The organism is Exiguobacterium sp. s21 (genome assembly GCF_018617975.1).
GTDB classification, from domain to species: domain Bacteria; phylum Bacillota; class Bacilli; order Exiguobacteriales; family Exiguobacteriaceae; genus Exiguobacterium; species Exiguobacterium mexicanum_A.
In genome coordinates this window covers 126,528-139,675 of the sequence record NZ_JACSLF010000004.1, presented here as the reverse complement: position 1 = coordinate 139,675, position 13,148 = coordinate 126,528, and the positions used below count along the sequence as shown (strand labels likewise).

The following is a 13,148-nucleotide window of genomic DNA, read 5'->3' as shown; positions in this document are numbered from 1 at the left end:
GTGGCGTATGGCTGGCCCGATTCAAGTAAACGAACGCATCGTTCTGTATGACATCATTCGAGGGTTTGCCCTGTGTGGCATCTTCCTCGTCAATATCCCCACGATGCTCGGGAGCGACTGGATTTCCGGTGGCGCCGACTATACGGGGAGCGATTTACTCGTCCGGACGCTGTTCGATTTGTTCGTCCAGACGAAGTTTTACACGATCTTCTCGCTCTTGTTCGGGATCGGCTTCTCGATTTTCCTTGAGCGCTCGTATGCGCGTGGGGACTCGGTCGGCCGCTACATCCGGCGCATCGCCATCTTGTTCCTATTCGGACTCGTTCACCTGGCCATCTGGTCGGGTGACATCTTACATACGTATGCGATGTGGGGCTTGTTGCTCCCACTGTTTTATGGATTGAGTAATCGCGCGATTCTAAGGTGGGCATGGGGCTTGTTGATTACGAGCTTCGTATTGTTCTACGGCTCATCAATCTATCTGGAATCGGCGCTAGGATATACATCTATCGGAGGCCCATTCCCGTCCGCATTCAATTCTGGATTCGGACCATGGTTCGACTATCGCTTGGAAAATGAAATTATTGATATGTTCCAAAACTCGTTGTTTGCTGGCTTTGAAATCTTCAGCCTGTTCTTGTTCGGTCTTTATATCGGACGGGAACGGAAACTCCTCACGTGGAGTATCCGAGGATTGACCCGGACGGCCATCATCTGCACGATAGCGGCCCTACCGTTCTTCGCAGTCATTATTTGGCATCACTACGGTAGTGGTGCCGAGTATTCGGCGACGAACTCTGCGGCTGTCCTCGTCTCCGGGAAACTGCTCGCGACGACGTACGTCTGTCTCTTTACGATCGCCGTCCGTAACGGGCGCGCATTCCGTCCACTGCAGGCGCTCGGCCGTATGGCGCTGACGAACTATTTGACGCACACGCTCGTCGTCGTCCTGCCCGTCATCGCCCTCGGCTACTACGGTCGCCTGTCGTTGACGGAAGGATTGTTCTTAAGTATCGCGATTTTGATTGCCCAAGCGTTCTTCTCAATGTGGTGGCTGAAATCGCATCGATACGGTCCGTTCGAGAAATTATGGCGCATCGGAACGTATGGACGACAAAAACAAGCATCTTAACCGCAAAAAAGGCTCGGAGCAGATTGATCTGCTTCGAGCCTTTCTCGTTTCTTAGTTCGTCGCCGCTGCTGTGAGCACCGGTACGATTTGCTTTTTACGTGAGACAACACCAGGAAGTGTCGCGAGACCCTCCACCAATTTGACGTTGAACGCCTGTTCGAATAGGTCAGTCTTCTTACCAACAACGAGTGCCTCCGAATCGTTCGTCAAGATGTTCGTGATGGCGAAGACAAACAAATCGAGTTCTTTGTCTAATATCTTCACGGCCATTGCCGCTTCGACTTCAGCTTTACGGCTCAATACATCGTTCGCGTCGACCGTGTTCACTTGAGCAATCTCGATGCGGTAGTCGCCCATCGCAAACTCTTTCGCGTCGAGCGAGATGAGTTCTGGAATTGTCTTTTGGCTAAGGTCAGCTCCAGCTTTCAACATCTCAAGACCGTATGTCTCGATGTCTGTACCTGAGATCGCTGCGAGTTCTTTTGCCGCTTTGATATCCTCGTCCGTGCATGTCGGTGACTTGAACAAGAGCGAGTCCGAGATGATCGCCGATAGCATCAATCCTGCCATGTCAGGCGCGATTTCGACACCGTGCTCTTTATAGAGTTTGAGCAAAATCGTCGCCGTGCATCCGACAGGCTCCGCCCGATAGTAGAGGGCATCCGCTGTTTGGAAGTTGGCGATGCGGTGATGGTCGACGACTTCGAGGATGCGCACGTCTGCGATGTCTTCCGCGCTTTGCTGGAACTCGTTATGGTCGACCAGGATGACCGAGTTCACCTCGTCTGATACGCGTTCCACGAGGCGTGGTACCTTGACGCGGAAGTGGTCGAGCGCATATTGCGTCTCCCCGTTCACTTCACCGAGACGGATTGCCTCAGCGTCCATCCCTAACTTTTTCTTGAGCTCCGCGTAAGCGAGCGCCGAACAAATCGTATCCGTATCTGGATTTTTATGTCCAAAGACTAGTACTGTACTCATCATACATTCTCCTCACTATGATAGTTTTCCCTTATCCATTATAACGTCTATACTCATTCTTTCAATTCCCAAACAAAAAGAGCCACCAGGGGCTCTTTACGCTTGTTCGTCTTCGTCCGTCTCTTCGAGGTCCGAATGATCCCCTTTTGAATCTTCTTCGTGCGAAATATCCGGTTGGTCTCGTTTCAACTTCTCTTGTTCTTCTTGTTCACGCTTTTTATCTTGTTCTGACATCTGTCTCATCCTTTCGGTTTTGTCATGTCGTAGACTGTTCCCCGAGCTGGATGGCTTCAAACGGATGTATTCTTACTGTTAACAAACTGTGATGTCACGCTTGAACGAAGACGACCTCGTCGCCACGGATCTCGACGTTGACGTCTTGTCCTTGGAACAACCATTCATCCTGTTCAGCCACGACGAAGCGAATCCCGTCCGCTTCCGTTTCGACCGCCGCGTTGTCGATATCTTCTGTGATGACCCCCACTGAGAAACCGTGCGTCAAATCGGTCGAACCCCCATATTTAGCGAATAAACGCACCGTCTGGCCTGCCTCGACCTCCATCTCATCTTTAAAAAATTGGAGTGCTTCTTCTGTCACGTTAATCTTCATCTGTCATCCTCCTCTCGACTTCTGTCTCCATTCTAATCGTTTCAGAAAAGACGAGCGAGGAAGTTGCCTAGAGTGTCGTCCCCGGCAAATACGTGACCGTTAAACTGTTTGTGACCGAAGCCCCACCGTTCATCTCCTCAAACGTCACATCGAACAACGTCCGGCCGATGTCTTCGTTTGGGGAATGCATCGTCGACAGACCGAACGCCTGACCAATCGGATGGCCATCGAAGCCGAGGATGGCGACTTCATCGGGGATGCTGACACCGCGACGGCGTAATTCCCCTAAAAAACCGAGCGCCACATAATCCGACGAGAAAAAGAGCGCTCGAGGACGCTCTTGTTGACGCAGAAACGCATCGGCCAGTCCGATTCCGTCCTCGCTCGTCAAGTAACCGGTCCAAACCCATCGCTCACGCGCAAGTTCGACTTCATCGAAGTACGCCTGCTGACGCGCGATCGAGCTTGGACTGTCTTCTCTTGACAACACGATGCCGATTTCAGTATATCCCGCTTGCGCCAACACGCGCAAACCGGCGACGAACGCGGTGTAATGATCGACGTGGACCGAAGAAATCGTCTGCGGCGCCCCGACGGTCGCGACCGAGATTGGACCAAATTGTCGATACGTTTCCATCTCATCGAATGACATCGTATGGGATAACAGGATCGCCCCATCGACTTCACGGTGCTTCAATAGATCAAGCGCTTGCCGTTCTTGGTCGAGTTGATACTCTGTCTGCCACATGACGAGTCGATAATCTCTTTGGAGGGCAGCTTTCGCGAGCCCGTTGACGAACAGTCCATAATACGGATGATCCAAATACGGCAACACGACGACGAAACGCTGCGTGCGACCGGTCGATAACGTCAGCGCCTGCTGATTCCGTAAATAGCCAAGTTCGGCCATTGCCCGTTGCACCCGCTCACGCTTCTCTTTCGAGACGTACGGATGCTCATTGAGCACGCGCGACACCGTCGTCACGGATACGTCCGCATATTTTGCGATATCTCGGATGTTCGCCATTCCGCCTCACCTCAATCTGTCAGTCTTTGCATATAGTGTACCCAGTCTGCCTCCTGACTGTCACCTTTCGCAATCACTTGTTTTCGGATAGCTTGGACGAGACGAAACCGTTCTTCGACGGGTAGATGAAGAAACTCGTCTTGAAAACGGGCGCACAACATTCTTCCGAGCGGCGTATACAACTGATTGATGACGAGTTCGTAGACGATCCCACTACACCAGGTTTTCCACGTTGTCGGATTCATGAGCTTTCCCTCCTTTGACTTAACCGTACAGTCTGAAACGCGTTTCAGAGCAAGCATTATTTTTATTTCGTCTATTTCCGAACAATCAACGCTTACATGAGAATATTTAATGTTTTTTCACTCAAAATCATTGACGACCGCCGACTCATTTTGTATAGTCATCAAGTTGATAACGTTAATTCGACGATTGTCGGACAATATTGTTCGGAAATTACTAATCATAGGGAGTCCTACTCATGAACTTATTTCAATTGAAACAACATGGAACGAACGTTAAACAAGAAGTGATGGCCGGCATCACAACGTTCGTGACGATGGCTTACATCTCTGTCGTCAACCCGGCAATTCTGTCAGATGCCGGCATCCCGTTCGCCCAGGCATTCACGGCGACCATCATCGCCATCTTGATCGGTACCGGGCTCATGGCGTTCTACGCCAACCTTCCGATTGCCGTCGCCCCAGGGATGGGACTGAACGCATTCTTCGCGTATACGCTCGTCGCCCAGCAACAGATCACGCCGTCCGCCGCGCTCGGCGTCGTCTTCGTCTCATCGGTCTTCTTCTTGATTTTGTCGCTGTCACCGATTCGGACTAAACTGATTCAAGCCATCCCGGCCTCGCTCAAGCACGCCATCACGACCGGTATTGGTTTGTTCATCGCCTCGCTCGGATTGAAGTTGTCAGGACTCATCGTCGCCGATGAAGCAAACCTCGTTCGCCTCGGGGACTTGTCGTCGCCAAGCGTCCTGCTCGTCCTCGGCGGTTTGATCGTCTCGGCCCTCTTGTTCTCACGGAACGTGCCGGGCTCACTCCTCATCGGGATGGTGCTCACAGGCATCGCCGCCTATTTCATGGGTCTCTTGAAGATTGAAGGCGTGACGGCGATGCCGACATTGCCGGAAGGGCTCATGGTCAATCCGCTCACGGCGTTCTCAGACGTCATCCAATACGGTTTGTTCGGTGCCGTCTTGTCATTCTTCCTCGTCACGTTGTTCGATACGACCGGAACACTCGTCGGTGTCGGAAAACAGGCCAATCTGTTGAAAGAGGATGGGACGATCGAAAACGGGCACCGCGCTTTGTTCGCCGATTCGCTCGCGACGATGGGCGGCTCGCTCGTCGGGACGAGCCCGTCGACGGCTTATATCGAGTCGGCCGCCGGTGTCGCCCAAGGCGGACGGACCGGTCTTACGACAGCGGTCGTGGCCGCCATGTTCGGACTGACATTGTTCTTCAGCCCGCTCATCGGTGCCATCTCTGGTGTTGCCGCCATCACGGCACCGGCCCTCATCATCGTCGGTGCGCTCATGTTGACGAACGTCCGTTACATCGACTGGACAGACTTCAGCGAATACTTCCCGGCGTTCATGACGATTCTCATCATGCCGCTCTCAGGCAGTATCGAACGCGGGATCGCCTTCGGTTTCATCCTGTATCCGATTTTTAAAGCGATGAACAAAGAAACAGTCCACCCGCTCATCTACTTGTTCGGCGCGCTATTCATCCTGGAAATGTTTTTCTTATAAGTTAGATTCGAGCCCTCGTCGACCGATGAGGGTTTTTCTGTTATCGGGCAGGGTAATGCTGTTTTATAGCAGTCATCTTCTGAATATTGATTCATTATCATTTAGTTCTCAATTAGACAGGATTTAACATTTTTTTGTGAGAATCGTTCCATTTTTCTGTTTTGGACTCGTTTGTTATGGAATAATAAATGTGAAACCGTTTTCGATTTTGACTAAGAACAGGAAAGAAGGAATGGACATGCCTAACGTGGCGCTGTTCGTCACTTGTCTCTCCGATACGTTGTTCCCATCGGTAGGACAAGCGACGGTCGAACTATTAGAACATCTAGGTTGTGAAGTCAGTTTCCCATTTGAACAAACGTGTTGCGGGCAGCCCGCTTACAATAGCGGCTACCATGAAGAGACGAAAAAGATTGCGAAACATATGATTGAGACGTTCGAGAAGGCGGATGCTGAGTATATCGTCGGTCCGTCTGGATCTTGTGTCATGATGATGCGCGACTATCCACATTTATTTAAAGATGATCCCGTTTGGAAGGCGCGGGCCGAGGCTCATGCGGCGAAGACGTTCGAGTTGACGCAGTTCATCGTTGACGTGCTCGAAGTGACGGACGTCGGGGCCAAGTTCCCAGCCAAGGCAACGTATCATGCGTCTTGTCATATGACGCGCCTCCTCGGAATCGAGGCGGCACCGGGCCAGCTACTTAAAAATGTCGACGGATTGACGATGCTCCCGCTCGACAATGTCCACAACTGTTGTGGCTTCGGGGGGACGTTCTCCGTCAAGATGCCAGACGTCTCGGTGCAGATGGTCGATGAGAAAGTCGAATCGATCTTGAACTCGGGAGCCGAAGTGTTGATTGGGGCTGACGCTTCATGTCTGATGAACATCGGGGGACGTTTGCATAAACAAGGTCATCCGATCAAAGTGATGCATATCGCGGAAGTGTTGAACGAAGGGGTGAAACAAGCATGAGTATGGGGATTCGGTTAGATGAGAAGTTTCAGGATCGACGCAAAGACGGAATCGACAATCCGTTCATGCGTCAGGCTGTCAGTTCGGCGCAAAACCGTCTGCGTGACGGTCGTTTAAACGCGGCAGGTGAACTCGGGGATTGGGAAGCGTTCCGGGACCATTCGGAAGAGATTCGCCAACACGTACTCGAACATCTCGACTATTACTTATATCAATTGAGCGAGAACATCTCGAAACGAGGCGGCAACGTCTTCTTCGCCGAGACGCCGGAAGAAGCAAACCGTTATATCCGGGAAGTTGTACGCGCCAAAAACGCCAAACATGTCGTCAAATCGAAGTCGATGGTGACAGAAGAAATCGGGCTGAACGAGGCGCTCCATGAGGAAGGTTGCACGGTCGTCGAGTCCGACCTCGGGGAATGGATCCTTCAACTCGATAATGATCCGCCGTCGCATATCGTCGCCCCGGCCCTCCATAAAGACCGGAACGCCGTCCATGAGACGTTCACGGCCCACGGCTACGAAGGGACGAACGACCCGACCGAGCTCGGGCGCTATGCACGCCGTGAGTTACGAAAAGACTTTTTGAAAGCGGAGGTCGGCATCACCGGCTGTAACTTCGCCATCGCCGAGAGCGGTGCCGTCGGACTCGTCACGAACGAAGGGAACGGCCGCATGGTGACGTCGCTTCCGGACACTGTCATTTCCGTCATGGGGATGGAACGGATCGTCCCGTCGTACGAGGAGTTCGAAGTACTCGTCAACATGTTGTGCCGGAGCGCCGTCGGTCAACGACTCACCTCGTACATCACGACGTTCGCTGGCACGCGCGATCACGGCGAAGTCGATGGACCTGAGGAGTTCCATCTCGTCATCGTCGACAACAAACGTTCCGGCATCCTCGGCACACAGTTCCAATCTGTCCTTCAATGCATCCGTTGTGCGGCCTGTATCAACGTCTGTCCCGTGTACCGCCACATCGGTGGTCATGCCTACGGCTCGATTTATCCGGGTCCGATCGGCGCCGTGCTCGCCCCGCTCCTCGACGGCTACGAGAATTATAAAGAGTTGCCGTATGCCTCGAGTCTATGCGGTGCCTGTACGGAAGCCTGCCCGGTCAAGATTCCGCTCCACGAGCTATTGATCGAACATCGCCGTGTCATCGTCGAAGAGAAAAAACAGTCACCGTTCGTCGAGCGCATCGCCATGAAAGGCTTTGCGGTCACGTCGTCGAGCCCGTTCTTGTTCGAAGCGGCCGAACACATCGCGCCGTTCGCATCGTCCCCATTCACGAAAGCGGGACAAATCGAGAAAGGCTTGCCGGCCTGGACGGATTCGAAAGACTTGCCGCGACCCGCCAAGCAGACGGTACGGGATTGGTTCAAGAAACGGGGGAATGCAGAATGAATCCAGGCACGATCACCAATCGCGAAGACTTTCTAAAACGAATCGCCGGACAGCTCGGACGTGACGTCGACTTGACGCCGCCGAAACGCGTGTATAAGCACCGCCCGCAAGACGAGGTGCTGAAAGACGCCTCTGACGAGGAACTGCTCGAGACGTTCCGGATGGTCGCGACACGCATCCATACTGACGTCGTCGAATGCGAGTCGGCTAACCTCGATGATACACTCCGTCTCTTGATTGAACGGTATGATGGGCAGAGCATCATCGCCGAACGTGACGACCGAATCCAGGCATGGGCGCCCCAGACGAGCGAATCGTTCGACTGGTGGGATGCGGAGCGGCCAGAAGACAGCCGTGCCCTCGCCGTGAAGGCCGATATCGGTATCACGATTGCCGACCAGGCCCTCGCCGAGAGTGCGACGATCGTCCAGTACGCGGCTCCAGGGAAGTCACGCACAATCAGCTTATTGCCGCGCGACCATATTGCCATCATCCCGAAATCGGTGCTCGTGCCGCGGATGACACAGGCAGCCAAAAAATTAGCCGAACTTGACCGGACCGGTGACCTCGCCTCGCCGAACGGTGTCAACTTCATCTCCGGCCCGTCGAACTCGGCCGATATCGAGATGAATTTGATTGTCGGCGTCCACGGACCTGTCCGTGTCGCCTATTTGCTCGTCCATGACTTATAAGGAAAAAGACTCGCCGCGTGATGAAGCCATTCACGTAGCGAGTCTTTTTGTGTTCAGTTTATTCGACCGTGATACTCCCGTTTGAGCTCGTCAGTTTGACTTCAACCGCTCCGTCCCCGAACGTCCGCTCGTTCGCCCGATCCCCGAACAGCTCGACTTTACCGTTTCTCGTCTTGGCCCGAATGACGGCATCACGCGGATCTTGCTTCAGACGCATATCGATGCGGCCATTGTTCGTCTTCAGACGGATTGGATGCTCGATCACATCAATCACACAGTCGATGCGGCCGTTCGAGGTTTTCCCCTCAATCGCTCCTGTCACGTCGTTAATATCGAGGCGACCGTTCGACGATTGGATTTCGAGGCGGTCCACGTTCGAGGCACCCACTTCCACACTCCCGTTCGATGATTGCGCGTCAAGGATCTGTCCTGTTATCGACGTCAAACTGACTTTTCCGTTCGAGGAGCGGAATGAGGCACGCTCGGCGCGAACTGTGTGGGCCGTGATGCTCCCATTCTCACTCTCGACGTCGACCGACGTGGCGTCAACATTGCTCATATCGCACGAGCCAAGACGGTTTTTGATCATGACCTTCTCATACGCATGGCGCGGCAGCTCGACGTGTAACACCGGTGCTTTCGTGACGATCCAGGAGAATAGGTTCGACAGACCGAAACGACGTTCTGACTCAATTCGGATTTCGAGCGTGTCTCCAACGATATCCATCGTCACCCCGTGGTCCCGTTCCGTCTCGAGCGTCGCGTAGGCAAAGCCGTCATCAGATGGGACGACTTTGACGTGTGCTTGCAGGACGTTGATCGAGACGTTGCGGAACGCAACGTTCGGACTTTTCACAATAGCCGGTTCCTTTCGCCCTGCAGTGAGTGGCTCGACCGTGCCGAGCAACTCGCTCGCGAGTGCGCTTGGCGTCCCGAGCTCCTCGACCATTGCCGCATCACTTTTCCCGTCGAGTCGTCCGCTCGCAAAGTACTCCGACACATCCCGTAAAATATCAACCCGATCGATGACGCGCATCCCCATCAACAAACGTTCGAGTTCCAATAAATACTGTTCTTCTGTCATTTGTCCGTTCCCCCTTCGATCAATTCGTTGACGCCGGTCGTGAACGTCTCCCATTCCGCGCGTAGTTCCGTCAAATGAGCTTTCCCCTGCTCCGTGATGGCGTAGTACTTTCGCGGTGGTCCTTCTGCCGATTCTTTTAAATACGTCGTGAAGTACCCGTCTGACGTGAGTCGCCTTAGGAGCGGGTAGACGGCACCTTCTGAGATGGCGACTTTTGCCGAAATGGCTTGCACGAGCTCATAACCGTAACGATCATGCGTCTCGACAAGTGCGAGCACGCACAAGTTGAGCACGCCTTTCTTAAATTGAGGATTCATTCCTTCGCCTCCTCTACTATATATTAAACAATAGCTTATCGTTCACTATTATTCAATAGACAATAGTTAGATTTCCGCTTATTTCTTGATTGGTGGAAACAACTGGTTTAAATCTGTACAATGAAAGAACGACACTCGCAGGATATTTGTCACATCAGGAATGTACGCAGTTCCGGGAAGGACCGATTTTTATGAAAGCATGGATTGACCAGCGGATCGGAAGACAGTTTTTATTCGTCTTCTATTTATTCATCGGACTGATCCTCCTGACCTCACTCGCCGTGTACATGTATACGGAAAACCGAATCGAACAGACGACATCATCGCTCGAGAACATTAGTGAACGTCGCACGAACGCGACCGAACTATTCGAAACGTGGCAGTCGATGCAATATGAAATGCGTGGCTATGTCATCCTCGGCGACGAGGCGATGCTCGCTCGCGTGAAAGAAAAACAAGACTTGATTGAGATTCAGACCGCATGGTTCGAGACGAACGCGGTCACGGAAAAAGAGAAGACGTATGCCAGCGACGCGCGGACGCTATTCTCGGCCTATCAACAACGCGTCATGCCGAGCCTAGAGCGATATGTCATCGCCAAACGCGAAGGGACGGTCTCTGAACCGTTCTTGAAAATGCCGACGCTCGGTAAAGTGAATCCACAAGCGGAACCACCTGCCGATCGCAAATTCAAGATCAATTCGAAAAGTGCCGCTGACATGAGCGCGAGCATCGTCGATATGGAGACCGTATTCACGGAGTATCGCAACTCATTGAATGAAGAAGAGAATCTGCTACGGGAACAACTGGCCACACATACGAAGTGGGCCCAAGTGTTATGGCTCCTCTCTCTCTTAGCGGTCTTGCTCGTCCTCTTCATCGCCGCCCGTCCTTACGTCCAACGACTGACCGGTCAACTTCATGAGTTGATCATCAACAGTGAACGTTTGGCGGACGAACGGATCATCCCGATCCCGGCGGCTGTGTCGTCACGAAACGAGGTCGGACAGTTGACGAATTCATTCCGTCAAATGGCTTCTTCCCTCGCGACGCAACGCCATCAAGTCGAGGAAGAACGCGAGAAAACGGCGCGGCTCCTGCACTCGATTCGTGATGCGGTCATTTATGTCGAGCATACGACGCATCAAAAGTTTGCCAACCAGGCCCTCTTCATCATGTTCAATCAAGCCGCCACGAAACGAAACGAGATGGACTTGTATCGCTTGGACGCCGATCTAGAAGAACTCGGTCTTCAAGTCGATCAAAAAGATTCGTTCTTCTCATTTATGCGTCGCGCGTTTGATGGCGAGAGCATGGAAGAGAGCGTGACATTCTCGATGAATCAAGAAGCCCGTTTCATCCAGATGTACGCGGAAAAGATTCACTTGCGTGGTACCCGGCACGGTACGATGCTCGTCTTCCGGGACGTGACACAAGAGACCGAGGTCGATCGGTTGAAGACAGAGCTCGTCTCGACCGTGTCGCACGAATTGCGTACACCGCTCACGAGCATCATCGGCTTCACCGAGCTGTTGCGTTATCGAACGATGCCTGCCGAACGCACCGACCAATACTTAGGAATGATCCACCAAGAGACATTGCGTCTCGAGGACTTGATTTCAAACTTATTGGACGTGCAACGGATGGAGTCCGGCAAACAGACGTACCATAGCCAACCGGAGAGCCTGCATGACATCTTGAAAGAGACGATTGCCGTCCACCAAGGCGCGAGCGAACATCATCAGCTCGCCCTCGAATGTGACACAAATCTCTATGTATATGGTGACCGGGATCGGCTCAGTCAGCTGTTCACGAACTTGCTCCACAATGCGATCAAGTACTCGCCGGATGGCGGGAAAGTGGCCGTCTGCGTTACAAATGATAAATCAGACGTCATCGAGATTTCCATTCAAGACACAGGCATCGGGATTCCGATGGCGGCATTGCCGAAACTGTTCGACAAGTTTTATCGCGTCGACAATTCGGCCAGCCGTAAAATCGGCGGCACGGGCCTCGGCCTCGCCATCTGTAAAGAGATTGCTGAAGGGCACGGCGGCTCGATTCGAGTCGATTCGAGCGTCGGCCATGGCTCGACGTTCACGATTATCTTGCCGAAGTATAGTATGGAAGACCAGATGAGCAGCTAACGAACAAGGGAGGACTCGCGTAAAGCGAGTCCTCCCTTTCGTCATTGCACTTTATTTTCAGGTCCGAAAGCCGGGTACAGCGATAGACCGCCATCCGCGAAAATCGTCGCGCCTGTGACGTACGACGACTCGTCAGAAGCAAGCCAGGCCGCCACGGCCGCAATCTGTTCAGGACGCCCGATCTCATGCGTCGGGATAAGTGCCTCAAGTCCTTTTTTCTCTTCCGGGTCTTGCATTGTCTCTTCGTTGATTGGTGTGTCGATCGCCCCCGGCGCGATACCGTTGACACGGATCTTGTTCGGTGCGTACTCGAGCGCGACCGATTTCGTGAACATCTTGACGCCACCCTTACTCGCTGCGTAATGGGTATAACCAGGACGCGGAATCACTTCGTGCACCGACGACATGTTGATGATGTTCCCTTGGATTTTGTGCTCCACAAAATATTTGAGAGCGGCCCGCACACCAAGGAACGTTCCAGTCAAGTTCGTGTCGATGATTTTCTTCCAGTTGTCGAGTTCCATCTCATGCGTTTTTGCTTCGACCTGCACCCCTGCATTATTGACGAAGATGTCCATCTTCCCGAACTCGGACACGGCCGTTTCAATCATCTTCTCGGCGAGTCCTTCTTCCGCGACGTCACCTTTCACCGCGACTGCCTTGCCGCCAGCCTCTTCAATTCCTTGAATCACTTTCTTCATCTCGTCTTCACTGCTGCGATAGTTCAGGACGACATGGACCCCTTCTTTTGCGTAACGCTCTGCAATCGCTCGACCGAGTCCTTTCGAACTGCCGGTGATGACTGCGACTTTGCCTTTCAGTTCTGGATAGTTAGCCATATCAATTCCTCCTTCGTCTCTTCTCGATTTGTAGTTCCCTCATTCCCCTCTTCGTGAAACCTTTTAGGCTGTTTTTTGAATATTTGTGGCAAATCTACTATACTGAAACAAACTATTCGTTTTCAGGGATTCTCCTGAACGACATACAACTTACTCTAATGGAGGT

Annotated in this window: 14 protein-coding genes; 6 read left to right on the top strand and 8 right to left on the bottom strand. The window is 52.7% G+C overall.

Translation table 11 applies throughout. The features are described from left to right. Positions 1–7 precede the first annotated feature (7 nt). Entirely contained in the window at positions 8–1,132 is a 1,125-nt protein-coding gene (locus KNP06_RS06770) for a DUF418 domain-containing protein (protein ID WP_214710690.1), read from the top strand. Between the two features lie 51 nt (positions 1,133–1,183). Here the strand turns inward: KNP06_RS06770 and KNP06_RS06765 are convergent, their stop codons facing one another. The 5 genes from KNP06_RS06765 to KNP06_RS06745 form a co-directional block, all read right to left on the bottom strand. Continuing rightward, positions 1,184–2,113, bottom strand: coding sequence for a manganese-dependent inorganic pyrophosphatase (locus tag KNP06_RS06765; RefSeq protein WP_214710691.1), 930 nt, complete (start codon positions 2,111–2,113; stop codon positions 1,184–1,186). A 96-nt stretch (positions 2,114–2,209) separates the two neighbouring features. Then, the gene (locus tag KNP06_RS06760) at positions 2,210–2,347 is read right to left on the bottom strand and encodes a hypothetical protein (protein ID WP_021068076.1); all 138 of its coding nucleotides are present in this window, start codon (positions 2,345–2,347) and stop codon (positions 2,210–2,212) included. Between the two features lie 94 nt (positions 2,348–2,441). After that, positions 2,442–2,723, bottom strand: a complete 282-nt coding sequence (locus KNP06_RS06755; RefSeq protein ID WP_021068075.1) for a HesB/YadR/YfhF family protein — start codon at positions 2,721–2,723, stop codon at positions 2,442–2,444. Between the two features lie 67 nt (positions 2,724–2,790). Further along, on the bottom strand, positions 2,791–3,750 hold the full coding sequence (locus KNP06_RS06750; RefSeq protein WP_214710692.1) for a LacI family DNA-binding transcriptional regulator: 960 nt from the start codon (positions 3,748–3,750) through the stop codon (positions 2,791–2,793). A gap of 11 nt (positions 3,751–3,761) precedes the next feature. Continuing rightward, positions 3,762–3,995 (bottom strand): hypothetical protein, encoded by a 234-nt coding sequence (locus tag KNP06_RS06745; protein WP_114164900.1) that lies wholly within the window; start codon positions 3,993–3,995, stop codon positions 3,762–3,764. Between the two features lie 236 nt (positions 3,996–4,231). On the opposite strand from KNP06_RS06745, the gene KNP06_RS06740 reads away from it, so the two are divergent. The 4 genes from KNP06_RS06740 (at position 4,232) to KNP06_RS06725 (ending at position 8,595) form a co-directional block, all read left to right on the top strand. After that, on the top strand, positions 4,232–5,521 hold the full coding sequence (locus tag KNP06_RS06740; protein WP_214710693.1) for an NCS2 family permease: 1,290 nt from the start codon (positions 4,232–4,234) through the stop codon (positions 5,519–5,521). A gap of 238 nt (positions 5,522–5,759) precedes the next feature. Next, complete coding sequence (locus KNP06_RS06735; protein ID WP_138860095.1) at positions 5,760–6,497, top strand: (Fe-S)-binding protein; 738 nt, start codon at positions 5,760–5,762, stop codon at positions 6,495–6,497. Between the two features lie 2 nt (positions 6,498–6,499). Continuing rightward, positions 6,500–7,903, top strand: a complete 1,404-nt coding sequence (locus KNP06_RS06730; RefSeq protein WP_214710778.1) for a LutB/LldF family L-lactate oxidation iron-sulfur protein — start codon at positions 6,500–6,502, stop codon at positions 7,901–7,903. After that, on the top strand, positions 7,900–8,595 hold the full coding sequence (locus KNP06_RS06725; protein WP_138860096.1) for a LutC/YkgG family protein: 696 nt from the start codon (positions 7,900–7,902) through the stop codon (positions 8,593–8,595). The genes KNP06_RS06730 and KNP06_RS06725 overlap by 4 nt, the downstream gene beginning before the upstream one ends. A gap of 58 nt (positions 8,596–8,653) precedes the next feature. Here KNP06_RS06725 and KNP06_RS06720 read toward each other — a convergent pair whose 3' ends face one another. Together KNP06_RS06720 and KNP06_RS06715 are read right to left on the bottom strand one after the other, a co-directional pair. After that, positions 8,654–9,679 carry a DUF4097 family beta strand repeat-containing protein gene (locus tag KNP06_RS06720; RefSeq protein ID WP_214710694.1) on the bottom strand — a complete coding sequence of 342 codons (1,026 nt, stop codon included), beginning with the start codon at positions 9,677–9,679 and terminating at the stop codon, positions 8,654–8,656. Continuing rightward, a complete protein-coding gene (locus KNP06_RS06715; RefSeq protein WP_214710175.1) occupies positions 9,676–9,996 on the bottom strand; it encodes a PadR family transcriptional regulator in 321 nt (106 codons plus the stop codon). The genes KNP06_RS06720 and KNP06_RS06715 overlap by 4 nt, the downstream gene beginning before the upstream one ends. Positions 9,997–10,187: 191 nt before the next feature. Between KNP06_RS06715 and KNP06_RS06710 the strand changes: the two genes are divergently transcribed. Next, on the top strand, positions 10,188–12,143 hold the full coding sequence (locus tag KNP06_RS06710; protein WP_214710695.1) for a HAMP domain-containing sensor histidine kinase: 1,956 nt from the start codon (positions 10,188–10,190) through the stop codon (positions 12,141–12,143). 41 nt (positions 12,144–12,184) lie between these two features. Here KNP06_RS06710 and KNP06_RS06705 read toward each other — a convergent pair whose 3' ends face one another. Next, entirely contained in the window at positions 12,185–12,982 is a 798-nt protein-coding gene (locus tag KNP06_RS06705) for a glucose 1-dehydrogenase (RefSeq protein WP_034780694.1), read from the bottom strand. Positions 12,983–13,148 lie beyond the last annotated feature (166 nt).